The sequence below is a fragment of the Parabacteroides sp. AM08-6 genome (assembly GCF_003473295.1).
Taxonomy (GTDB): Bacteria; Bacteroidota; Bacteroidia; order Bacteroidales; family Tannerellaceae; genus Parabacteroides.
In genome coordinates this window covers 19,546-43,634 of sequence record NZ_QRMP01000012.1, presented here as the reverse complement: position 1 = coordinate 43,634, position 24,089 = coordinate 19,546, and the positions used below count along the sequence as shown (strand labels likewise).

Here is a 24,089-nt window from a genome sequence, read left to right as displayed (position 1 = left end):
TTATTTTGTTTAGAACTTCTTTTTCAGTATTTCTGTTTCGTTTGTATTATCAAAGTAAGGGAATTTCTCGTTAAGTCGCTCTATCTTTAACAAAGTTTGCGAGATGAATTGCTTATAAGCCTCACTTTCCGGTTGAAATGGTTTATGATTAAGAGCCTTTTGTATCTCTCCCCATTCTTTAAGAATTCCTTTTGATTCGTCCGATAACATGCTTTCCGTAAAGCGTTGCCAGATATATTCCACTGCCAAAGCGGAAGGATGTAGCATGTCGTCCGCGTAAAAACGGTAGTCTCTGAGTTCGTCCATCATAATCTCATAAGCGGGGAAATAGAATATTTGTTTTGGGAATTCCTTTTGCAGCTCTTCGATGGCGAGCAGCAAGGTCGCTTTACTCAGCTGGTTTCCGTGTGCACCATCTTTCCAATGGCGGATGGGGCTTACGGTGAACAGTAGTTTGAGCTCCGGATTTTGTTCCCATAACGAGCGTAATACCTGTTTCCAGTCTTCTGTTATATCCTGAACGGAGAGCATTTCCCTCTCGAACATTTTTTCCGGAAGTTTATGGCAGTTCGCTACAATTTGTCCATTACTTTTCAGTTTATACACCCAAGCTGTCCCGAATGTCACAATCATTCTTCCGGCTTCCCTGACGGTTGATGCCGAATAGAATAACCGGTTGTTGATATTGTTCAAACATTCGGTTTCCGAAAGAGACGAAAAACGGCTGTGATGCGAAAAGCTATGATACATCTCCTTATGACGGAACAAATCTTCTCCGGTAAATCCTTTCGGAGACAACAGTACCCGGATTGCTTGGGCTATGGATGCCGGGTTGTAGAGTGTCCCGAAAGGATTGATATCTATCTTGAATTTATTTTCCTCCAGTTTTTTCCCGATATTTTCCGCAAAGCAGGAACCTAAGAGCAATGTCTGTTCCCGGTAAGAAAAGGGAAACGGTACTTTTGGAATGGAGATATGTGTATGTAGTTCCATATTGTTTGTTTCCGGATAAAATTTGTTTCACTGTCCGAAATGCAATATTATGCAAATCCTTCAAATAATACAAATGAAACATTCCTTTAGTGATAATATCGGTCAATGAAGCGTATTGAGTATCTGACAGGATGCTCTCCATTTGGGTATTTCACTGTCGTATTGATATGTTAAAAAGGGTTACATGCGCGGGTAATTTATTTTACCCGCCATACTAATCCCATTTAGTTGCCTTACTAATGACATTTTGATAATCGTGCGAATTTGACTGCCGGAGCTTTTTGTTTACGTCTTTACAGAGTTTAGATAATATCAGGAAGAACAAAGAGAATAAATGCTTGAATTTTAATTAAAACAGGCACAAAAGAACGCATACTGAAAATAAAAAGTAAAAAGAGCTTGAAATACAAAATAGATGTTTACTTTTGGGGCATCATCCGCTGTTGGATGAACAACCAACTAAAACCATAAAACTATGGCAACATTTATCAATCCCTTTGTGGACCGTGGCTTTAAAATCATCTTCGGTCGTGAAGACAGTAAAGAACTCCTAATCGATTTGCTGAATGACCTGTTCGAAGGTGAACATATCATCACAGAGTTATCGTATCTGAATGTCGAGATGCCCGGCGAATGTCCGGATAGCCGTATGGCCGTCTTCGATTTGAGATGTAAAGACCAGGACGGCAGTTATTTTATCGTAGAAGTTCAAAATGCCTCCCAATCTCATTTTTATGAACGTGGTTTATATTATCTTTGTCGTATGATTTGTGACCAGGATAAAAAAGGCGAGGAATGGAAGTTCCGTTTTTGTCCTGTGTACGGTATATTTTTCCTGAATTTCAAATCAGGCAAAACGGATAAGGTCCGAACCGACATCGTCTTTTCGGACCGTGAAACGGGGTGTCAGGTTAGTAACCTGATGCGTCAAATCTATATAGAGATGCCCTACTTTGAAAAGGAGGAGTCAGCATGTGTTAATGGATTGGATTATTGGCTTTATACATTAAAGTATATGGAAAATTTGGAAACATTGCCCTTTAAAGGGCAGAAAGCCTTGTTCGAGAGGTTGGAGAAGCTCGCTAAGATAGTCAATCTCAACAAGAAAGAGCGTCAGGAATACGAGGAATGCTTGAAGGTTTATCGTGATAATAAGAACACTTGGGATTATGCCATCGAGAAAGGTTATAAGGATGGAGTTGCCGAGGGGAAAGCCGAAGGATTGGCCGAAGGGAAAGCTGAAGGATTGGCCGAAGGTAAAGCTGAAGGATTGGCCGAAGGTAAAGCTGAAGGATTAGCCGAAGGTAAAACGGAAGCGATACGTGAGATAGTTCGTAATATGACGAAGAATGGACTGGATATCGCCACCATTATGAATTGTACGAAACTGGATGCGGATACAATTGCGGCTATACAAAAGGATTTATGAATTGTCAGGGTTTAAGTGACGATGTAATCACAGTTTTGTAGATTCCTTTTTATAATATATCGAATAGCAGTGGTAGTTTTATGACCGCTGCTATTTTGTTTATATATTTTTGTAAAGAGTGGTTTTCCGTTTCACGTTCGCTGAACGCAAAAAATTCGAACGCTGAACGCAAAAAATACGTTCGATGAACGTAAAAACAACGAACGTGAAACGAATAGGAGATAACGACTTTTTTTTGGGAACTGAAGGAGTAAAGGTAGCTATGAGAGCGGACGGCTTCATTTATGCAAGAACCTTCTTCGGAGTCGATAAGAAGGAGTATTTATTAGGATGTATATTAATGTACGCGTACATTAAAAATTGTCTTTAAGGGGAAACGATGTAGACTTCTTAAGGGATGTTTGTTGAAATAAAAATATGGGATAACCGATTATCCGAAAGGATGAGCTGCCGGTTTTGTTGATTTTTGTTTTATCGTTCCGGATAGTTCGTCTATGAAAAGGGGTTTTTCGTACATGACAAGCTATTCAATTGATAAGAAAGCATATAGAAGAATGAAAAAATTAAGAAAAAAGGATTGCGGGTTTAAAACTAATGCTTACTTTTGTTGACGAGAAAAAACGTACGTATAATTTTGTGATTTTATGTAGAGAAACGTACGGATATTAGAATAGAACTTATTACACTTTAGTATTAATATTAAATTTTTAGATTATGAACAAAAAGTTTTCTACGCTTTTGGCTAGCGCCCTGCTGGCCGTTAGTTCATTCTCAGCTAATGCTGCTAATGTTACTGCGGATGCAGTACCTTCATTGAGTCTGACAGAAGACAATGGTCTTGTGCAGATAGCTGTTGGTGATCCTACATCTGACATTACTGACTATTTGGCTATTGAGAATGACAGTTTGAAATTAGTTCCGGCTGCAAATGCACAAGGAGATTTGTTTTTGAACACTTTGTGGTGTGTTACAGTTGAGAAATACAACCAGGGACAGGCTGTAAAGTATAAATTTACAAACAAAGCTACTTCTCAGGAATTGAACATTTCTTCTGATTATTTGAAAGATGTAGTTGCCGGCGGAAAAACTGACAATCTGGAAGTCGCTGTTGATGGTGATATTACAGGTTGGGCGTTCTCAAATAACTTGGGTACACTTGCAACTGAAAAACCTATGTATTATTATTTTGATACTGATTCTGTGGTTGCTTTTGTTAAAGGTGATCAGGCTTTGGATGGTGTAAATTATGCTGTTAAATTGCAAAAGTATGAATCTACTTATGATAATGATTATTCGGGCGCATTAGCATTTTCTTTGGTTTATGCCAACGAAATGACATTATCTGCAAAACAGATTAATTCAATGTTGGGAATGTTGGAAGATGATACAGACGGCGTTAAGTTGGCATTCACTCCTAATAAGAATAAGATATCACAGACGAACTACTTTACGGATGATTATTTCTTGGCTGATACGGTAGCGCAGACTGGTGATGAAAAGTTTGTTCGTATCTTGACAAAAGATAGCTCTTATGTATATGTAGATACAGCTTATCTTAATACAAATGGAGAAAAGTTCCTGCGATTTAATACAATCAAAGCTACTGCTGATAAGATGGGTGGTAAGAGTATCGCTGACTCTTTGAAAGCTGCTTTGAATGATCAATCTAAGTTCCTGTTCAGATACTGGCCGTCAAAAGACAGTTTGGTTATCCAAGTAAAACAGAGTACTATGGGTAATGCTGATGGTGTATTTAATACGAATACTCCTGCTCCGGTTGTAATTGATAATACGGGTAAAGTCGGTAGCGAATATAAAAACTACGTAACAGTTCAGGATTTGTATGCTGCTGATGACATTCGTGTTGTAACAATCTACGATAAGAAAGAAGTTGAAATCAACTTCGGTATCGGTTCTTGTACAGCTCTTCCTCCTTCACACAAAACAGCAATTGCTGAAGGTTTGTATTTAATCCGTAATACTGAAGGCCAGTATTTGGCTGTTCCTATCCATGGTGATTCTACAATGGTTTGGGTTTCTCGTGAAGATAACGTTGAACCTTGGGATATGCCTGCATTCCAGTGGGTAGTTGAAAAGAACGGTACTGCTAATAAAATTACTAACCGTGAATTTGCAAAAGAAACATTGAATATTCAGTTCTTAGATAATGCTGATGCTACTATTTTAGGTGCTACTGTAAAAGTAGAAGTTGGTGCAGGTAAAGCATTTGAAGCTGCTTCTGCTGCAATTATGAAAGACAAATATCTGGGCTATAGATTATTGGATAAGGATTCAATGAGAGTTCAGACTTATAAGCTGAAATATTGGACTTCTTTTGCTGATAAAGACCTGTATATGGGTGCTTCAAAGACAAATGACTCGATTATTTACATTGGCGCTAAAGATAATTATGTAATCGCTGCTGTTGGAGATATTGCTGAATATGGTTATACCGGTAATGTTTCCGGTTTGACAAAACTTTATCGTCAGGCTTATACAATGAAATCTAAAGCCGCTAATAAATATGTGGTTGAAGCTGCTGAAAACAGATATGCTATTTCTGAAAATGTTGAGGATATGGCTAAGTTCTTCTATAAAGCTAATAATAATGTAGAAGGCGTTAAATACTATGCTTTGATTGATACAGCTTATGCTGTTGAACCGGATTTGTTGCGTAAGGTTGGTGTAGATGAAAACAATAAGTATCTGAAAGCTCAGGTTATGACTGAAAGCCGTACTTCTGCATTTACAGTGGAAATTGATGATGCTCCTTTGTATCGTCGTTTCAATAACCCGGCTTTGGAAGAAAATGTATCCGACGGACCTGATAGCTTACGTTTCTATGAATCAAGACGTGGTGAGTATCTGATGGACGAAAACAACCAGAAATGGCAGAATGATGGCGTTGATTACTTAGGTATCTGGTCGGAAAACAAAGCTACAGGCTTGGCATTCCGTATTGATACTGCTTGGGTAAAACGTGGTCTGGGTTACATTAAACCGCAATATTTGATTTCTGTTGACCGTCATGAAGTGGCTGCTGTTGATACAATTCCTTGTGATGCTAAAAATGAAAATCACAAGCACATGACACCGGATGGCAAAGAGACAACTGATGCCAAAGAATGTATCCACGCTACCCCGGGTAAAGCTGGATATACAGTAGCTAAATATTTGGTAAGCTTTGCAGACTCAGTAACTAAGTATGCTGGTAAGGACGAAGTTCTTCCGTATGTGGATGTTGCTAATGGTTATACTCGCGTAGGTTTTGTTAAAGCTATCCGTCAGAATGATGACATGATATTCTTGACAAATGGTTATGAAAAGATGGATGTTGAAAAACTGAATGTCGACGAAATCATTAAAGCTTACAAAGATGCAGGTATCGATGGTACATACATTAAGAGCTTGAAGGGTGATGACCACAAGAATTATACTTGGTCATTCCGTTACACGGATCCGGACGCTGCTGCAACTGTAGCAAAAGAAGGTGAAGCTAATCAGTTCCTGATTGAGTCTAATACTTATGATGGTGGTAAGGATATTCAACCGGAACACGCTGCTTGGATTAAGATGCAGAATGGTTGCATTGTATTGACAAATAAAAATTCTGAATTCAACAATGCTAAGACTGGTGGTGACGGTGCTCTTATCTTCAACGTAGAAAATAAACTTGACGATGAATTGGCTACAGATAACGAAGAAATTGCAACTTCTGAAGTTTCTGTTCTTGCCGGTGAAGGTCAGGTAACAATTGCAAACGCGGCAGGTAAGAAAGTTGTTGTAAGCGATATGTTAGGCCGTGTTGTTGTTAACACAGTTATCTCTTCCGACAATGCTACAATTGCTGTACCTGTAACAGGTGTTGTTGCTGTAGCTGTTGAAGGCGAAGCTGCTGTAAAAGCTATGGTTAAATAAATAGACATTGATAATTAAATAATCAACTGCACTTCCTTTCGCGAGAAAGGAAGGCGGTAAACAAATAGGCCTTTCCGGTAATCTATTTTACCGGGAGGGCTTTTTGTGTTTATAAAGGAGCACCTAATTATCTCCTGAAGAATACGATATTTGAAACAGAAGTCGGGATTTGCCCGAATATGCGAATAATATGAGGCGGATAGGACTAAAATAAAGCTAAAATCCGGACCTGTTGAAAACTTTTTGTTACTTTTCTCTTATATTTCTTGGCGGTTAAATTAGGAAATGTGTACTTTTACCATCGGATAGGGCGATGTGTGTGCTAATCAGTCAACTACAATGCCTTATTTTAAGGAAAAGTTTAACATAATAGCGAGGAATGGAAGAGAAAGAAATCTGCTATCATGTGCCGGTAATGCTTCGTGAAAGTTTGGAAGGTATGAACATTCAGCCCTCAGGTGTGTATGTCGACGTTACCTTCGGCGGTGGAGGGCATTCCCGGGAAATACTGAGCCGGTTGGATAGCGAGGGAGAGCTTTATGGATTTGATCAGGACGCCGATGCAGAGAATAATATCCCGGCTGACCCCCGTTTTGTCTTTGTCCGTAGTAATTTCCGTTATCTTTATAATTTCATGCGTTATCATGGAGTTGCCGGTGAGGTCGATGGCCTGTTGGCGGACTTAGGCGTATCTTCCCATCATTTTGATGATAAGGAGCGCGGCTTTTCATTTCGTTTTGACGGTGCGCTGGATATGCGTATGAATACCCGGGCGGGACAGACGGCTGCGGATGTTCTTAACACATACACGGAAGAGCAGTTGGCCGATTTGTTCTATCTTTATGGCGAACTGAAGGTTTCGCGAAAGCTTGCTTCCATGTTGGTACGTAGCCGGGAGGCGAAAAGGATAGAAACGATTGGCGACTTTTTGGAAATATTGAAACCCTTTACGGGTAAAGATAAGGAGAAGAAATTTCTGGCCCAGGTATTCCAGGCCCTTCGTATCGAGGTGAATGACGAGATGCGTGCCCTGAAGGAAATGCTGCAACAGACTTTGCAGGTGCTTAAGCCCGGTGGACGTCTGGTTGTGATTACGTATCATTCACTGGAGGACCGTTTGGTGAAGAACTTTCTGAAGACCGGAAACTTCGAGGGTAAAATGGAGCAGGATTTTTATGGAAATGTGAAATCACCGTTCCGCTTGGTCAATAATAAGGTCATTACACCCTCGGAAGATGAAATCGAACGTAACCCGCGTTCGCGGAGTGCAAAGTTGCGTATTGCGGAGAAACTGACAATGGAAAACGAATAATTTGTATAGGCGGAGGTTTTGAATATGGAACAACGAAAGAAAAAGAAAAAGGAGAGACGTCTTTCTCTTTTGTACATTCTTGGAGGTGGTATCCTGAAAGAGGATTTCATCGTCCGGCATACCAAGATGATTGTACTCGTCGTGGTGTTGGTGTTTTTCTTTATCGGGAACCGTTATACCTGTATGCAAAAACTGCGTGAAATCGATCGTTTACAACAAAGATTGCGTGATGTTCGTTTCGAAGCGTTGTCCATATCGTCGGAACTGACGGGAAACAGCCGCCAGTCGCAAATCGAGTTATTGATTGAGGAACAAGGTATCGAACTTGAAGCGGCCAAAAATCCGCCGTATGAATTATATAAATAAATATGGCTGAAGAAATCGAACAGAATGAGCTTACCCCCAAAAGTAACAGAGTACTTCTCTGCTACTTTCTTGTTGTCCTGTTGCTGGGATTGGTGGCAATAGGCATCGTGCTGCGGGCTTTCGATACGGCTTTTGTGGAAAAGGACAAATGGGAAAAGGTCGCCGAAAGTCAGAAGCGTCCCAATCATTTGGTTTTGCCCGGGCGGGGGAATATCTATTCGTCCGACGGGAAATTGATGGCTACCAGCGTGCCACGCTATTATACTTATATCGATTTTCAGGCACAGGGGTTAAATCGTGACTCTTTCCTCTATTCCAAACAGAATGGGGTGGATTCCTTGGCCTTTTACCTGTCTCGTAAATTTAGGAACCGGACAACGGCAGGCTATAAAGCTTATTTGCTGCGCGGTCTGAACATGAAAAAGAGCAACCGCCAGTATCCTTTGTATGAGGGTCGCATCTCCTATTCGGACCTGAAAGAAATAAGAAAGTATCCTTTTCTGCGCTTGAACCGCAATAAGAGCGGATTCTACACACGTGAAATGGTACAGCGCCAGAAACCCTTCGGTTCGCTGGCTTCCCGTACAATCGGTGATATTTATGGTGAAATAGACCTGACAACCGGTCTGACCAAAGGGAAGAACGGACTGGAGTTGCAATACGATAGCTTACTGCGTGGCGAGGCCGGTCTTAGTTCCGTTCGCCGGGTAGGTGGCGGCTGGACGAATGTGGTGGAAGTTGAGCCGGTGGACGGTATGGACGTCCGTACTACAATCGACATCAATATGCAGGATATTACGGAGAAGTCTTTGGTCGATATGCTGAAGAAGATTGATGCCAATTCCGGAACAGCTGTAGTAATGGAGGTCGCAACCGGTGAAGTGAAAGCGATAACCAATATGGCACGTATCCGTGAAGGTGTATATGCCGAAACCAAAAACCATGCAGTTGCCGATGAGACGGAACCGGGTTCGACCTTTAAGGTCGCTTCCATCATGGTTGCCCTCGAGGATGGCCTTTGCCAGCCCGGCGATACCGTAGATGTTGGGAATGGTATTTACATGTATAAAGGAGCCCGTATGACGGACCACAACAATAACAAAGGCGGCTACGGACGCATTTCCGTGGAACAGGCTATCTGGTATTCTTCCAATATCGGAGTGGCCAAGACTATCCTGAAAGGATACGAAAAGAACCCGACTAAATTTGTCGAAGGCTTGTACCGTATCGGAATGAATGCCGATTTGCGTTTGGAAATACCCGGAGCCGGTCGTGCTAAGATACGTATGCCGAATGATACGGTTCATTATTGGTCGAAGACGGCCTTGCCTTGGATGTCTTTCGGCTATGAAACGCAGATACCGCCTATCTATACGCTTGCATTCTTCAATGCGATAGCCAACAACGGAAAGATGGTTCGCCCTATGTTCACCAAGGAGATTATGCGCAATGGGAAGACGGTGCAGAGCTTTTCGACGGAAGTGATAAAGCCTTCTATCTGTTCGGAGAAAACATTGGCCATCATTAAAGATATGTTACTCGGCGTTGTGGAGAAGGGGACGGGCAAAGCAGTCCATTCCGATATTATTTCTATCGCCGGAAAGACCGGTACGGCACAGATTGCTACGGGCGGTGTGTATCGCACCAGCGGTCACCAGGTCGCTTTCTGCGGTTATTTTCCTGCCGACGAACCGAAATACTCCTGTATTGTGGTTATCCGCCAGCCCCGTATCGGTTATCCTTCGGGGGGTACGATGTCCGGTGGCGTGGTAAAGGCCATAGCGGAAAAAATATATGCCAGTCATATGATATTCGATATTCGCAAGATGGAGCCTGACTCTTTGGCGGTGAAGTTCCCGCAGCCCAAATCGGGAGATTGGGAAGCACTCGAAAATGTACTGGACAAACTGGATATAAATGTAGTTACTGATAGCATCAGTACGAAATGGGTATCCGCAAAGCGAGAAGAAGAAAGTGACGAAATTAAACTGAAAGATATTACGATTCGCGAAGGGCTGGTTCCGAACGTTGTGGGCATGGGAGCAAAAGATGCCGTCTTCCTGCTGGAAAGTGCCGGATTGCGTGCCTCGTTGAATGGTATGGGGCGCGTGTCTTCGCAGTCTGTTTCGGCCGGTACACGCGTCTCGAAGGGACAAACCGTAGCGTTGACATTAAAATGATAAAGAAAGGTTGAGTAGATATGGAACTAAAGGAACTGATACGTTCGTTGGATGTGCTGGAGGTTGTGGGCGACACAACCATTGAGGTTGCGGCCATCCAATCCGACTCCCGCAAAGTGGAAGCGGGATGTTTGTTTGTCGCTGTCAGGGGAACAGTGGTAGACGGTCATGCTTATATCCCGGGAGCCATCGACAAAGGTGCTGTTGCTATTCTTTGCGAGGAACTTCCGTTCCCTTCGGATGGAACAGCCGTTTCTTCCGAAAGGAACATCTGTTTCATCCGGGTGAAAGACTCGGCGGAAGCATTAGGGAAAGTACTCTCAACCTGGTATGAAAATCCTTCCGATAATCTTATCCTTGTGGGGGTAACCGGTACGAACGGGAAGACAACTGTTGCCACCTTGCTTTACGATATGTTCCGTAAGATGGGCCATAAGGCAGGCTTGCTCTCCACTGTCTGCAATTATATAGACGGCGAAGCAATCCCGACCGACCATACCACTCCCGACCCGATTACACTCCATAGCCTGATGGCCCGTATGGTAGAAGCCGGATGCGAATATGCTTTTATGGAAGTAAGTTCCCATGCTATCGACCAGAAACGTATCAGCGGTCTCTCTTTTGCCGGTGGTATTTTTACGAATCTGACCCGCGACCATCTGGACTATCATAAAACAGTAGAGAACTATTTGAAGGCGAAGAAGAAATTCTTCGACGACCTGTCCGCATCCGCTTTTGCCTTGACGAATGCAGATGATAAATCAGGCTTGGTGATGTTGCAGAATACGGCGGCTAAAAAGTTGACCTATTCATTGCGCACATTAGCCGACTTCAAAGGAAAGATATTAGAATCCCATTTCGAGGGAACCGATATGATGATTAACGGACGGGAGGTCATGACACGCTTCGTCGGCCGTTTCAATGCCTACAATCTGCTTGCCGTCTACGGTGCAGCCGTTTCGTTGGGAAAGGAACCGGAAGAGGTTCTGGTGGCATTGAGCGACCTGCACTCTGTCTCCGGTCGTTTCCAAACCGTACAATCTCCCTTGGGCTATACGGCTATCGTGGATTATGCCCATACACCGGATGCCCTGATAAATGTGTTGAACAGTATCCATGAAGTGCTGGACGGCAATGGACGTGTCATTACAGTGGTGGGCTGTGGCGGAAACCGTGATAAAGGCAAACGTCCCATCATGGCGAAAGAGGCTTCCAAACTGAGCGACCAGTTGATATTGACCTCCGATAACCCCCGTTTTGAGGAACCGGACGAAATTATCAAAGATATGGTAGCCGGCCTGAACGCTTCCGATATGGAGCATACGCTTTGCATCACCGACCGTACACAGGCGATTAAGACTGCCACGATGCTGGCTAAGAAAGGCGATGTGATTTTGGTAGCCGGTAAAGGACACGAGGATTATCAGGACGTGAAAGGGGTGAAACATCATTTCGACGACCGGGAGAAGTTACAGGAAATATTTGCAACACAACAACCATAAAACGACATGCTGTATTATTTGTTTAATTATTTGGATCAGTTCGACTTTCCGGGTGCCGGTATGTTTAAGTACGTATCGTTCCGTTCCGCTCTTGCGCTGATTCTGTCTTTATTTATTTCCACCGCCATCGGCCGCCGCATCATCGATAAGCTGCAACTCCTGCAAATCGGTGAAACCGTGCGCAACCTGGGGCTGGAAGGACAAATGAGTAAGAAAGGAACTCCTACGATGGGAGGAATTATCATTATTATCGCTATATTGGTTCCGACCTTGCTTTGTGCCCGGCTGAACAACATTTATGTGATACTGATGATTATAACGACAGTTTGGCTAGGCGCTCTCGGATTTGCCGACGATTATATTAAAGTGTTCCGGAAGAATAAAGAGGGTATGCATGGCCGTTTCAAGATTGTCGGACAGCTTGGGCTTGGCTTGATTGTCGGTCTGGTACTGTTTATGAGTCCGGATGTTGTGATTAAAGAGAATATGGAAGTACGCCATGATAATGTGATAGAAGAAGTCCGTTTCCATACGGTCGAAAAGAAATCGACCAAGACGACTATCCCGTTTGTCAAGAACAACAACTTCGATTATGCGCAGTTGGTAAGTTGGGCCGGGAAGTACAAGGAAGAAGCTGCCTGGCTGGTCTTTGTACTGATGACTATCTTTGTCGTTACAGCCGTTTCCAACGGAGCAAACCTGACGGACGGACTGGACGGGCTGGCTGCGGGAAGTTCGGCTATTATCGGAGTCGCGTTGGGTATTCTGGCTTATATGTCGGCCCACTTCGAGTTTGCCTCGTTCCTGAACATCATGTTTATTCCGGGGGCGGAAGAGTTGGTGGTTTTTGCCGCCGCCTTTATCGGGGCAACGGTCGGTTTCCTTTGGTACAACTCTTATCCGGCACAAGTGTTTATGGGTGATACCGGAAGCCTGATGTTGGGAGGGGTGATAGCCGTTTTCGCCATTATTATCCGGAAGGAATTGTTAATCCCAATCCTTTGCGGTATCTTTTTGGTGGAAAATCTTTCCGTCATCATGCAGACTTTCTATTTTAAATATACGAAGAAGAAATATGGCGAAGGACGGCGTATCTTTAAGATGGCGCCACTTCATCACCATTTCCAGAAACAGGGCAATGCGGGAATACAGGCTTTGATACAGAAACCTTTCAACGTAGTTCCGGAGTCGAAGATTGTAGTCCGTTTCTGGTTGATAGGCATTATCCTGGCAGTAATAACGATTGTAACATTGAAGATGAGATAAAATGAAAAGAATTGTTGTATTAGGGGCAGGCGAGAGCGGGGCAGGTGCTGCCGTTCTGGCAAAGGCGAAAGGGTTCGACGTATTCGTCTCCGACTTTTCGTCTGTCAAACCTAAGTATAAGGCGATGCTGGATGCCCATGGTATTCCTTGGGAGGAGAACCGGCATACCGAAGCCGACATTCTGAATGCCGACGAAATCATCAAAAGCCCGGGTATCCCCGACAAGGCTCCGATTATAAAGAAACTGAAAGAGAAAGGGACGCATATCATCTCCGAAATTGAGTTTGCCGGACGTTATACCGACTCTAAAATGATATGTATCACCGGAAGCAACGGTAAAACGACCACTACGATGCTGACCTACCATATCCTCCGTCAAGCGGGTGTGGATGTAGGTTTGGCAGGGAATGTGGGGAACAGTCTGGCCCTTCAGGTGGCTGAAGACCCGCATGCTGTCTATGTCATCGAACTGAGTAGTTTTCAGCTCGACAATATGTATGATTTCAAAGCGGACATCGCGGTTTTATTGAATATAACGCCCGACCATCTGGACCGTTATAATTATGAAATGCAAAACTATGTGGATGCTAAATTCCGCATCATCCAAAATCAGACACCGGAAGATGCGTTCATCTTCTGGAATGATGACCCGATAATTGCCCGCGAGATAGCTAAACGCCATCCTGCGGCAACTCTTTATCCTTTCGCCGAAGCGTATGCTGAAGGTGTTAGAGGTTATACGAAAGATAAGATGATTATAATTGAAACTTCAAACGGAACGTTTACAATGGAACAAGATTTATTGGCTTTGACGGGAACTCATAATCTGTATAATTCCCTTGCTTCCGGTATCGCATCGAAAGTTGTCGATATCCAGGACGAGAAGATACGGGAATCGTTGAGCGACTTTACCGGCGTGGAACACCGGCTGGAAAAGGTTGCCCGGGTTAGAGGTGTGGATTATATCAACGATTCGAAGGCGACGAACGTAAACTCCTGCTGGTATGCCTTGCAGAGCATGACTACCAAATTGGTGTTGATTTTAGGCGGAACAGACAAAGGAAACGATTATTCCGAAATAGAAGAACTGGTGAAGAATAAAGTACGCGCCCTGATTTTCCTGGGAGTGGACAATGATAAGTTGCACGCATTTTTCGATGGGAAAGTGCCGGTAATAGAAGATGCCCGTTCCATGGAAGAATGTGTATCGAAAGCCTATAAACTGGCTCAAAAGGGAGATACCGTATTGTTGTCGCCCTGTTGTGCCAGCTTCGACTTGTTCAAGAGCTACGAGGACCGTGGCGACCAGTTCAAGGCTTGTGTTCGTAACTTGTAACAAAGAATAAAGGATGGATTTAGCGAGTAAACTCTTTAAAGGCGACCGGGTAATCTGGATTATATTTATGTTCCTGTGCCTGATTTCGGTGGTGGAGGTCTTTAGTGCAACCAGTACGATTGCTTATAAGAATGCCAACCACTGGGCTCCTATCGTCCGCCATGCCACCTTCCTGCTCGGAGGCTTCGTGCTGGTGTTGTTATTGCATAATATCCCGTGCCGGTTTTTCCCTGTATTCATACTTCTGCTCCCCGTTTCGGTGCTGATGTTGTTGGCGACCCCCTTCGTGGGAGTCAATGCCAATGATGCACATCGCTGGCTGGAGATATTCGGAATACAGTTTCAGCCCTCGGAGTTTGCGAAGCTTGCCTCGATTGTCTTTATCGCTTTTCTGCTCAGTAAGCGGGGAAAGTTCACGGAGAACCAGATTTTCAAATACATACTGATAGGAGTGGGTACGACCTGCGTGTTGATTTTGCCGGAGAATTTCTCCACAGCTTTCATGCTGTTCGGCGTCTGCTTCCTGATGATGTTTATCGGACAATTGCCGATAAAGAAGCTGGCCCGTCTGGCCGGAGTGCTGGTACTGGCAATGATACTCTTTCTTGCCTTGCTGAAGTTCATGCCGGCCGGTGTGACCCAGTATCTGCCGGACCGTTTCTCTACTTGGCAGGCCCGTCTGGAACGCTTTTCGGAATCGCATGAAGACGACTTGGACGAGAATGGCGTCTATAAGATAACAGACGATAATTACCAGGTATCTCATGCCAAGATAGCCATTGCCCGCGGTGGTATTTTCGGACGATTACCCGGTCACGGGCAACAACGCGACTTCTTGCCGCAAGCCTATTCCGACTTTATTTATGCAATTATTATCGAGGAACTGGGTATTGTAGGAGGTATATTTGTTCTCTTGCTTTATATTATGCTCCTTGTACGAGTCGGGATGATAGCCCGGAGGTGCGAAAAACCCTTCCCCAAGTTCCTCGTGTTGGGATGCGGCTTGTTGGTCGTAGTGCAGGCATTGGCGAATATGGCGGTTGCTGTCAACCTGATACCGGTCACCGGACAACCGATGCCTTTAGTCAGCCGTGGCGGTACATCGACCGTTATTTCCTGTATCTATTTCGGCATTATCTTGAGCGTAAGCCGTTTTGGTGCCGGAATGGGCAATGAGGAAGAGGAAGAAGAACAATCCACGGAAGATGAAGCCGTATCTTCCGGAGAAGCAACGGCCGCGAGTCCGGTCGAGATGGATAGCCGGACGGAAACTAATCCGTTGGAAGCTGTCGTGTCATTGGAAAAAGAAGAAACAACAACATAACATAGAGGCAAGGTTTATCCTTGTCTGCTAATAGAAAGATTATGAAACAGTATCGTATCATCATAAGCGGCGGAGGAACCGGAGGGCATATTTTCCCGGCTATCTCCATCGCCAACACATTCAGGAGCCGTTTCCCGGATGCGGAAATTCTGTTTGTCGGAGCGGAAGACCGCATGGAGATGGAAAAAGTGCCGGCAGCCGGTTACCGGATTGTGGGTTTGCCGGTGAGTGGTTTCGACCGTGCTCATTTGCTGAATAATATCCGCGTGCTTCGTCGTTTGATAAAAAGCCTGGGGCTTGCCAAAAAGACAATCCGCGAGTTCCGGCCGGATATAGCAGTCGGGGTAGGTGGTTATGCCAGCGGTCCCACTTTGTGGATGGCTGCTTCTTTGGGTATCCCCACGTTGATACAGGAGCAAAACTCCTATGCCGGTGTGACGAATAAACTCTTGGCAAAGAAAGCCTGTAAAATATGCGTAGCTTATGATGGAATGGAGAAATTCTTCCCTGCCGACCGCATCGTCGTAACCGGAAATCCGGTTCGGAAAGACTTGGAAGAAGCACAAGGCAAGCGTGAAGAGGCTTTGAAGTTTTTCGGCCTTTCACCTGAAAAGAAAACAATTCTCGTTGTAGGTGGAAGTTTGGGAGCACGAACCATCAACCGGAGTATTCAGGGCAGTTTGGATAAGCTGTTCGCATCGGATGTACAAGTTATCTGGCAGACTGGACGCTATTATCAGGAAGAAGCTTTGAAGCACCTGAAAGCTTACCGGGGCATCTCCGTCTGGTGTTCGGATTTTATCACCCGCATGGATTATGCTTATTCTGCAGCCGACCTGATTATTTCTCGTGCCGGTGCAAGCTCCATCTCGGAACTTTGTTTGCTGAAGAAACCGGTTATCCTGGTCCCTTCTCCCAATGTGGCTGAAGACCACCAGACCAAGAATGCCTTGGCTTTGGCGAATAAGGATGCTGCCATCATGGTAGCCGACAAAGAGGCCGAGCAGCAACTTGTCCCCGAAGCGTTGGAAGTGATACACGACGACGAACGCCTCCGCACGTTGAGTCGCAACATCGAAAAACTGGCTCAGCACCAAAGTGCCGAACGCATCGTCGACGAGATAGTAAAGATTATAAACAAGGAAACGCTGTAGGCGATGTTTTTTACCCAATAGGGTACGCGCATCCGCCTTATAGGGTAGTTGAATTTACTTTATAGGGTATAATTTTTACCCTATAGGGTACGGAAAGAGACACAATGCTATTATCTTTGTGGGAAATAGCGAAGAAAGAAAGAGAATAAGATATGGATATAAACAAAATAACGGCTGTATATTTCGTAGGCGCCGGCGGTATCGGGATGAGTGCCCTGATACGTTATTTCCTTTCAAAAGGGAAAAAAGTGGCCGGATACGATAAGACCCCGACCGGTTTGACCGAACAGTTGAACTATGAAGGAGCCGACATCCATTATGAAGATAATGTCGATTTAATCCCCGAAGATTTTACCGACCCGGCCAAGACATTGGTGGTATACACCCCGGCTGTCCCGGAGTCGCATTCGGAACTATCCTATTTCCGTGGAAACGGTTTCGAGGTGATGAAGCGTGCCCGTGTATTGGGAGAGATTACCAACTGTACACGCGGGCTTTGTGTGGCCGGAACACATGGCAAGACCACCACTTCCTCCATGATTGCCCATTTGCTGAAACAATCGCATGTGGATTGCAATGCCTTTCTGGGAGGTATCCTCAAGAATTACGACAGCAACCTGATGCTATCCGATACCAGTGATTTAACGGTGATAGAGGCCGACGAGTTCGACCGCTCCTTCCACTGGCTGACTCCGTATATGGCTGTGATTACAGCCGCCGACCCGGACCATCTGGATATTTACGGGACTCCGGAAGCCTACCGGGAGAGTTTCGAGCATTTCACCTCACTGATACGTCCGGACGGTTGCCTGATTATGAAAAAGGGTATCCGGGTTACGCCTCGTTTACAGCAGGGTGTGAAATTCTATACCTATTCGGCTGCCGACGGGGGAGATTTTCATGCGGAACATATTCGTGTAGGGAATGGAGAAATATACTTCGACTTCGTAGGACCGGGTATCCGTATCCCTGACATCCGGTTGGGAGTTCCTGTAAAAGTGAATATAGAGAATGGAGTGGCCGCTATCGCCCTTGCCTGGCTGAATGGGCTGACTCCGGAGGAAATCAAGCGGGGAATGGCTACTTTTGCCGGTCCGAAACGCCGTTTCGATTTCCATCTCAAGAAAGAGAATATCGTGTTGATAGACGATTATGCCCATCATCCGGCTGAAGTGAAGGCGAGCATTCTTTCCGTGAAAGAGTTGTATGCCGGACGTAAGGTGACGGGTATCTTCCAACCTCATCTTTACACGCGTACCCGTGACTTCGCCGCCGATTTTGCCGCCAGCCTCTCTTTGCTTGACGAGTTAATCCTGCTGGATATCTATCCTGCGCGGGAGGAACCTATTCCCGGTATCACCTCCGAAATCATCTTTAATGCCGCTACTCTTCCCGCAAAGAAGTTGATACGCAAAGAGGAATTGCTCGACCTGGTAGCTTCCGAAGCGGATAAACTGGAAGTCGTGCTGATGCTGGGGGCGGGAAATATCGAACTCTTGGTGGAACCTGTAAAACAAATATTAGAAAATAAGAAATAGTGCTTCGTATCGTATCCATAATAGTCGCAACACTGTTGTTTTGTTACATCGTGTTTGTCTCCTTTTTCTTCCGCGAAATGAGGGGAAGCGAACCTTGCCGTGACCTTCAGGTGGTGGTGGTAGACAGTCTGGATAAACATTTTGTCAGTGAATACGATTTAGTGTATATGCTCAAGAATGCCGGCCTCGACCCGCTTAAGAAGCCGATGGACGAGATAAACACAGACAAGATAGAGGCGGAACTGATAAAGAATGAGATGATTGCCCGGGTGGAAGCCTATAAAACTCCTTCCGGCATGATTAAGCTTGAAGTGGAACAAAAAATACCTATCTTGCGTATCATTAGTCCGAATGGCAATTATTATGTGGATAATCTCGGCAGTACGATGCCGGTCAGCCGGCGTTACGCAGCCTATGTCCCTGTCGTCAGCGGATATGTGGAAAAAGAGCTGGCGGTAACCGACTTATACAAATTTGCATTATTTTTGCAGGAGAATGATTTCTGGAACAACCAGATAGAACAAATATATGTTCATCCGGATAGCGAAGTGGAGCTTATCCCCCGGGTTGGAAATCATCGGATTGTGCTCGGTACTTTTGCCGATTTCGAGGAGAAACTGGATAATTTGCGGCTCTTCTACGAAAAGGCTATACCCAAAGTCGGATGGGAAAAGTACAGTATAATTAGTTTAAAATATAAGAATCAGATAGTTTGTACTAAAAGATAGAGAATATGGCATACACAGACTTTATAGCAGCCATCGACCTTGGCTCTTCTCACATGGTCGGCATGGTAGGGACGAAAGGGCCTTCGGGCGCTCTTTCCATTATCGCCTACGAAGTTGAGAACTCTGAAACTTGTATACGAAGAGGTTGTGTATATAACGTGGAAGGGACGGCTTTTAAGATTAAACGTCTGATACAAAAGCTGGAGACGAAGTTGCATGGGGCTAAAATAGGAAAAGTGTATGTCGGTATCGGTGGCCAGTCTCTTCGTACTATCGACCATACGGTGCCGAAGATATTGGGTGCCGAAGGGGTTGTGACGGAGGATATTATCCAGTCTCTCTATAAGGAATGTACCGAATACCATCCGGATATGCTGGATGTGCTGGGGGCTGTTTCTCCCGTTTATTTCCTGGACGATAAACCTGAACCGTCACCGGTCGGGATTCCTTGCAGCCGCATAGAGGCGCGTTATAAGCTGTTGGTGGGGCGGCCTTCCTTGAGACGGTATGTGACGAACAGCATTGCCGACCGCGCGAAGATTGAAATTGCCGATATTATCGTTTCACCGCTGGCGCTTGCCGATGTGGTGCTGACAGAGAATGAAAAGGACTTGGGATGTGCCCTGATAGGCTTCGGCGGTGGGGTTACGACCCTGACTGTTTATAAGGGGGGCAATCTGGTGAACCTTTCCGTCATTCCTTTCGGCGGCAATCTGATTACCCGCGATATTACCGATTTGCATCTGGTGGAAGCCGAGGCGGAACGGGTGAAGTTGACTTATGGCAGTGCCATGATGGACCGTGACAATGAAATGACTATCCAGGTCAGTTCCGCCGATGGTCTGGGGTTGCGTGAGATAAAGCTGGCCGACCTCAACAACGTAGTCGAAGCCCGTATCAAAGAAATCCTTGAAAACGTATATTCCCGCTTGGAAGCAACCGGACTGATGAATGCCTTAGGCGCCGGCATTGTGATAACAGGCGGTGGAGCTGCCCTGAAGAACTTGCCCGACGTGATACGCGACAGGTTGAAGATGGATGTGCGCTATTCTACTGTCCGGAAAGGAATTGTAGAGAATGGCGAGATGGTAGCGAATAATCCGCAGTATGCCGTGGCTGTAGGTCTTCTGATGAAGGGAACGGAAAACTGCGCATATATTCCTCCGAAATCACCCGAACCGAAGTTTGAGCAGAAGGTGGAGGAAGCTCCGAAGGAAGAACCTAAAAAGGCTCCCGAACCTCCGAAGAAGAAACCGGAAAAGAAAAAGGGACCGGGATTGTTTGACCGCCTGAGCAAAGGCATCGATAATTTCGGCAAGACGCTTTTCGACGATGAGGATAATACAGGTAAGTAAATCAGCGAATGTAAAAAACGGAACACTATGGACGATACAATATTAAGTTTCAATTATCCGACAGATACGCCGAAGATTATAAAAGTAATCGGTGTAGGAGGCGGTGGCGGTAACGCGGTTACCCACATGTATAAGGAAGGTATTCACGATGTTACATTCGTACTGTGTAATACAGATAATCAGGCATTGAACCGTTCCGATGTTCCTGTCAAGGTTCCGCTGGGACGAAACATAACCCAGGGGTTAGGCGCCGGAAACAAGCCTGAACGTGCGATGATGGCAGCCGAGGAAAGTGTGGAAGATATTCGCAAGATGCTGAGTGACGGCACCAAAATGGTGTTTATTACCGCCGGAATGGGGGGAGGAACCGGTACGGGAGCGGCTCCTGTTATTGCCCGTATCGCGAAGGATATGGGTATCCTGACCGTCGGCATCGTGACCATCCCGTTTGTATTCGAAGGTGAACGCAAGATTATCCAAGCCCTGAACGGTGTGGAAGAGATTAGTAAGGATGTGGATGCCTTACTTGTCATCAACAACGAACGCCTGCGTGAAATCTATTCCGACTTGACCATGACCAATGCTTTCGGTAAAGCGGATGATACGTTGACGATTGCTGCCAAGAGTATTGCCGAGATTATTACCTTGCCGGGTATTATCAACCTGGACTTTGCCGATGTGAATACCACGATGAAGGATGGGGGTGTTGCCTTGATGAGCAACGGCTTCGGTGAAGGCGAAGGGCGTGTCCGCCAATCGATAGAAGATGCCTTGAACTCTCCGTTGCTGAACAACAACGACGTGTTTAATGCCAAGAAGATATTATTCAATGTTTCCTTCAGCGAGGAAGCCGAACTCCGTATGGAGGAAATGAACGATGTGCACGACTTTATGTCCCGCTTCGGTCGCGACATCGAAGTAATCTGGGGTACGGCCATCGACAACTCTCTCGGGCCAAAGGTGAAGATGACCATCCTGGCTACCGGTTTCGGCATGGAAGACATTCCGCAGATAGCCGACAAGCGTCACGCCGAGTCTGCCCGTATGACGGAGGAAGAACTTCGCATCGAAGAAGAACGGCTGAAAAAGGAACGGGGAGAGAAAGAACTGATAGACAAATATTACGGTGCTTCCGGACAACGTATGCGCCGTGTGTCCGCTCGTGCAAAAGCAGTGGTGCTCACACAGGACGAACTGGATGATGATGCGTTGATTGCCCTCATAGAGGATAATCCGACTTACAACCGCGACCCGAAGATAATTGTCCGTGCCCGTTCGAAAATGGCTACGGAAGAGACGCCGGTAGCCAGTGGCCCGGCTACTTTCGCTTCCGCTCCGAAACCAGACGAGAAGAAGCCGGATACGGGTGGCAAGCCGGTCATAAGTTTCCGATAATTATTTAAAAGATATATCGATATGGATTTGTTTGAAAGAGTCAGCGAAGACATTAAAAACGCGATGAAGGCAAAAGATAAAGTTGCCCTCGAAACATTGAGAAACGTAAAGAAGTTTTTCCTCGAAGCAAAGACCGCTCCGGGGGCTAACGATACATTGACGGATGCCGATGCGTTGAAGATTATGCAAAAACTCGTAAAGCAGGGCAAAGACTCTGCCGGCATCTATATCCAGCAAGGACGTCAGGATTTGGCAGATGCCGAATTGGCCCAGGTTGCCGTAATCGAAACTTATCTGCCAAAACAAATGACAGCCGAAGAATTGGAAGTCGAACTGAAAGCTATTATCGCCCAGGTGGGTGCGGCAGGTCCCAAGGATATGGGAAAAGTAATGGGGGCTGCTTCCAAGGCGTTGGCCGGCAAAGCCGAAGGTCGTATGATTTCAGATATGGTAAAGAAGTTATTGAATCAATAAATGATTACATTTATTTGTTGCCTGATAGCACTTGTAGCCGGCTATTTTGTTTACGGCAAATTCATTGAACGGATGTTCGGTATCGACCCGGCCCGGCAGACTCCTGCTTTTGCGAACCAGGATGGAGTGGATTATATCCCGATGCCCACCTGGAAAGTCTTTATGATACAGTTCCTCAATATTGCAGGGTTAGGACCGATATTCGGGGCTATCATGGGGGCGAAGTTCGGTACGGCTTCTTTCCTCTGGATTGTTTTGGGAAGTATTTTTGCTGGGGCGGTACACGATTACTTGTCCGGTATGCTGTCCTTGAGGCATCGTGGGGAGAGCTTGCCGGAGATAATCGGCCGTTATCTCGGTTCGAACTTCAAACAGTTTATGCGTGCCTTTACCGTTCTTTTGATGATATTGGTCGGTGCGGTTTTTGTAGCTGGGCCTGCCGGTTTGCTGGCAAAACTGACACCTGAACATCTGGATGCCACATTCTGGATTATTGTCGTATTCCTTTATTATATCCTGGCAACCTTGTTGCCTGTCGATAAGATTATCGGGAAAGTTTATCCGCTGTTTGCCGCCGCTTTGCTGTTTATGGCTATCGGCATTTTGGTTATGTTGTTTATCAACCACCCTCCGCTACCGGAGATAACCGACGGTATGCCGAACACATATCCGGGTAAACTGCCTATCTTTCCGATTATGTTTGTCAGTATCGCCTGTGGTGCTATTTCCGGTTTCCATGCCACGCAAAGCCCCTTGATGGCGCGTTGTCTTGTCAATGAGAAATACGGGCGTCCTGTCTTTTTCGGTTCCATGATTACAGAAGGAATTGTTGCTCTTATATGGGCGGCTGCCGCTACTTATTTTTATCATAACAACGGAATGGGAGAGAACAATGCCGCTGTGGTAGTGGATAGTATTACCAAAGAATGGTTGGGGACTGTCGGAGGTATTTTAGCTATCTTGGGTGTTATTGCTGCCCCGATTACTTCCGGTGATACCGCTTTTCGTTCTGCCCGTCTGATTGTGGCTGATTTCCTTCATCTGGAGCAACGTAGTATTTCCAAACGGCTGATGATTAGTATCCCTCTCTTCTTGATTGCCATCGGCCTGCTGCTGTACAGCCAGAAGGACAAGGACGGGTTCGATATGATTTGGCGTTATTTTGCCTGGAGCAACCAGACTTTGGCTGTCTTTACCCTTTGGGCGTTGACCGTTTATCTGGTGCAAGCGAAGAAATTATATCTTGTCACCTTGCTGCCTGCTTTGTTTATGACGGCTGTCTGTTCTACCTATTTGTTTGTCGCGCCGGAAGGTTTGGGAATGGCTACCGGTATTTCGCAACTTATAGGTTGTGGCATCACGGTTGTAGTCTTTTTCCTTTTTCTCATCTGGAAACGGAAGGTGGAAAAGATGGGATGAAAGTGTCAAAAGTGCCAATAATGCCATAAGTATTTTAAAATGAAGAAGATGCTTTTGTGGTTGTAAATATATTGATAATAAGGGGTTTATAGGGGCGGTATCCTATAAACCTCTTTTCGTTTTCATGAATTTTCAATAAGTGCTCACGAATTTTCAGGGAGCTATTGCATCTTTTTTCTTCCCCCTGACTAATAGAAAAATATCAGTTTTCTTAACATTCGGATGCTATTTCCTTCCTCTTTTTCTCCGAATACCCGTAAAAGGGCTTTTTTTCCCTTCAAAAAGAGTCCTGAAAGAACTATTCAAAAAGGTCTGAAAGTGCCGAGGGAGTTTAGGAATATTCTCTTCCTATTAATATTATTTGTGTGGTAAGTATCATATTATCAGTGATTAATCTATA

18 protein-coding genes are annotated in these 24,089 nt (G+C 45.2%); 17 read left to right on the top strand and 1 reads right to left on the bottom strand.

Annotated elements, in window-relative coordinates:
* Positions 1-9: 9 nt before the first annotated feature.
* Positions 10-993 (bottom strand): GSCFA domain-containing protein, encoded by a 984-nt coding sequence (locus tag DW103_RS09805; RefSeq protein WP_122275608.1) that lies wholly within the window; start codon positions 991-993, stop codon positions 10-12.
* Positions 994-1,468: 475 nt separating this feature from the next.
* Here DW103_RS09805 and DW103_RS09800 point away from each other — a divergent pair, with 475 nt between their 5' ends.
* The 17 genes from DW103_RS09800 to DW103_RS09720 all read left to right on the top strand — a co-directional run bounded on the left by DW103_RS09800 (position 1,469) and on the right by DW103_RS09720 (position 23,689).
* Positions 1,469-2,422, top strand: coding sequence for an Rpn family recombination-promoting nuclease/putative transposase (locus DW103_RS09800; RefSeq protein WP_122275606.1), 954 nt, complete (start codon positions 1,469-1,471; stop codon positions 2,420-2,422).
* 184 nt (positions 2,423-2,606) lie between these two features.
* The gene (locus tag DW103_RS09795) at positions 2,607-2,792 is read left to right on the top strand and encodes a hypothetical protein (RefSeq protein WP_122275604.1); all 186 of its coding nucleotides are present in this window, start codon (positions 2,607-2,609) and stop codon (positions 2,790-2,792) included.
* A gap of 344 nt (positions 2,793-3,136) precedes the next feature.
* A complete protein-coding gene (locus DW103_RS09790) occupies positions 3,137-6,340 on the top strand; it encodes a DUF6383 domain-containing protein (RefSeq protein WP_122275602.1) in 3,204 nt (1,067 codons plus the stop codon).
* Between the two features lie 379 nt (positions 6,341-6,719).
* The gene (gene rsmH / locus DW103_RS09785) at positions 6,720-7,652 is read left to right on the top strand and encodes a 16S rRNA (cytosine(1402)-N(4))-methyltransferase RsmH (protein ID WP_122275600.1); all 933 of its coding nucleotides are present in this window, start codon (positions 6,720-6,722) and stop codon (positions 7,650-7,652) included.
* 24 nt (positions 7,653-7,676) lie between these two features.
* Positions 7,677-8,018, top strand: coding sequence for an FtsL-like putative cell division protein (locus tag DW103_RS09780; protein WP_122275598.1), 342 nt, complete (start codon positions 7,677-7,679; stop codon positions 8,016-8,018).
* A 2-nt stretch (positions 8,019-8,020) separates the two neighbouring features.
* Entirely contained in the window at positions 8,021-10,198 is a 2,178-nt protein-coding gene (locus DW103_RS09775; RefSeq protein WP_122275596.1) for a penicillin-binding protein, read from the top strand.
* A gap of 20 nt (positions 10,199-10,218) precedes the next feature.
* Positions 10,219-11,700, top strand: coding sequence for a UDP-N-acetylmuramoyl-L-alanyl-D-glutamate--2,6-diaminopimelate ligase (locus DW103_RS09770; protein WP_122275594.1), 1,482 nt, complete (start codon positions 10,219-10,221; stop codon positions 11,698-11,700).
* A 6-nt stretch (positions 11,701-11,706) separates the two neighbouring features.
* Positions 11,707-12,966, top strand: coding sequence for a phospho-N-acetylmuramoyl-pentapeptide-transferase (gene mraY / locus DW103_RS09765; RefSeq protein ID WP_122275592.1), 1,260 nt, complete (start codon positions 11,707-11,709; stop codon positions 12,964-12,966).
* Between the two features lies 1 nt (position 12,967).
* Positions 12,968-14,302, top strand: a complete 1,335-nt coding sequence (gene murD, locus DW103_RS09760; protein ID WP_122275589.1) for a UDP-N-acetylmuramoyl-L-alanine--D-glutamate ligase — start codon at positions 12,968-12,970, stop codon at positions 14,300-14,302.
* 13 nt (positions 14,303-14,315) lie between these two features.
* On the top strand, positions 14,316-15,626 hold the full coding sequence (locus DW103_RS09755) for an FtsW/RodA/SpoVE family cell cycle protein (protein ID WP_122275587.1): 1,311 nt from the start codon (positions 14,316-14,318) through the stop codon (positions 15,624-15,626).
* Positions 15,627-15,667: 41 nt separating this feature from the next.
* Complete coding sequence (gene murG / locus DW103_RS09750) at positions 15,668-16,780, top strand: undecaprenyldiphospho-muramoylpentapeptide beta-N-acetylglucosaminyltransferase (protein WP_122275585.1); 1,113 nt, start codon at positions 15,668-15,670, stop codon at positions 16,778-16,780.
* A gap of 152 nt (positions 16,781-16,932) precedes the next feature.
* Complete coding sequence (gene murC / locus DW103_RS09745; RefSeq protein WP_122275583.1) at positions 16,933-18,318, top strand: UDP-N-acetylmuramate--L-alanine ligase; 1,386 nt, start codon at positions 16,933-16,935, stop codon at positions 18,316-18,318.
* Positions 18,318-19,046 (top strand): cell division protein FtsQ/DivIB, encoded by a 729-nt coding sequence (locus DW103_RS09740; protein WP_122275581.1) that lies wholly within the window; start codon positions 18,318-18,320, stop codon positions 19,044-19,046. The genes murC and DW103_RS09740 overlap by 1 nt, the downstream gene beginning before the upstream one ends.
* Positions 19,047-19,051: 5 nt before the next feature.
* A complete protein-coding gene (gene ftsA / locus DW103_RS09735; protein ID WP_122275579.1) occupies positions 19,052-20,401 on the top strand; it encodes a cell division protein FtsA in 1,350 nt (449 codons plus the stop codon).
* A 27-nt stretch (positions 20,402-20,428) separates the two neighbouring features.
* A complete protein-coding gene (gene ftsZ / locus DW103_RS09730; protein WP_122275577.1) occupies positions 20,429-21,796 on the top strand; it encodes a cell division protein FtsZ in 1,368 nt (455 codons plus the stop codon).
* Positions 21,797-21,817: 21 nt separating this feature from the next.
* Positions 21,818-22,270, top strand: coding sequence for a GatB/YqeY domain-containing protein (locus tag DW103_RS09725; RefSeq protein WP_122275575.1), 453 nt, complete (start codon positions 21,818-21,820; stop codon positions 22,268-22,270).
* Entirely contained in the window at positions 22,271-23,689 is a 1,419-nt protein-coding gene (locus DW103_RS09720; protein ID WP_122275573.1) for a carbon starvation protein A, read from the top strand.
* Positions 23,690-24,089 lie beyond the last annotated feature (400 nt).

Excerpts from the sequence above, each read along its gene's own strand:
- DW103_RS09805 (WP_122275608.1), bottom strand. The coding sequence starts at position 993 with ATGGAACTACATACACATATCTCCATTCCAAAAGTACCGTTTCCCTTT.
- DW103_RS09800 (WP_122275606.1), top strand. The coding sequence starts at position 1,469 with ATGGCAACATTTATCAATCCCTTTGTGGACCGTGGCTTTAAAATCATC.
- DW103_RS09795 (WP_122275604.1), top strand. The coding sequence starts at position 2,607 with ATGAACGTAAAAACAACGAACGTGAAACGAATAGGAGATAACGACTTT.
- DW103_RS09790 (WP_122275602.1), top strand. The coding sequence starts at position 3,137 with ATGAACAAAAAGTTTTCTACGCTTTTGGCTAGCGCCCTGCTGGCCGTT.
- rsmH (WP_122275600.1), top strand. The coding sequence starts at position 6,720 with ATGGAAGAGAAAGAAATCTGCTATCATGTGCCGGTAATGCTTCGTGAA.
- DW103_RS09780 (WP_122275598.1), top strand. The coding sequence starts at position 7,677 with ATGGAACAACGAAAGAAAAAGAAAAAGGAGAGACGTCTTTCTCTTTTG.
- DW103_RS09775 (WP_122275596.1), top strand. The coding sequence starts at position 8,021 with ATGGCTGAAGAAATCGAACAGAATGAGCTTACCCCCAAAAGTAACAGA.
- DW103_RS09770 (WP_122275594.1), top strand. The coding sequence starts at position 10,219 with ATGGAACTAAAGGAACTGATACGTTCGTTGGATGTGCTGGAGGTTGTG.
- mraY (WP_122275592.1), top strand. The coding sequence starts at position 11,707 with ATGCTGTATTATTTGTTTAATTATTTGGATCAGTTCGACTTTCCGGGT.
- murD (WP_122275589.1), top strand. The coding sequence starts at position 12,968 with ATGAAAAGAATTGTTGTATTAGGGGCAGGCGAGAGCGGGGCAGGTGCT.
- DW103_RS09755 (WP_122275587.1), top strand. The coding sequence starts at position 14,316 with ATGGATTTAGCGAGTAAACTCTTTAAAGGCGACCGGGTAATCTGGATT.
- murG (WP_122275585.1), top strand. The coding sequence starts at position 15,668 with ATGAAACAGTATCGTATCATCATAAGCGGCGGAGGAACCGGAGGGCAT.
- murC (WP_122275583.1), top strand. The coding sequence starts at position 16,933 with ATGGATATAAACAAAATAACGGCTGTATATTTCGTAGGCGCCGGCGGT.
- ftsA (WP_122275579.1), top strand. The coding sequence starts at position 19,052 with ATGGCATACACAGACTTTATAGCAGCCATCGACCTTGGCTCTTCTCAC.
- ftsZ (WP_122275577.1), top strand. The coding sequence starts at position 20,429 with ATGGACGATACAATATTAAGTTTCAATTATCCGACAGATACGCCGAAG.
- DW103_RS09725 (WP_122275575.1), top strand. The coding sequence starts at position 21,818 with ATGGATTTGTTTGAAAGAGTCAGCGAAGACATTAAAAACGCGATGAAG.
- DW103_RS09720 (WP_122275573.1), top strand. The coding sequence starts at position 22,271 with ATGATTACATTTATTTGTTGCCTGATAGCACTTGTAGCCGGCTATTTT.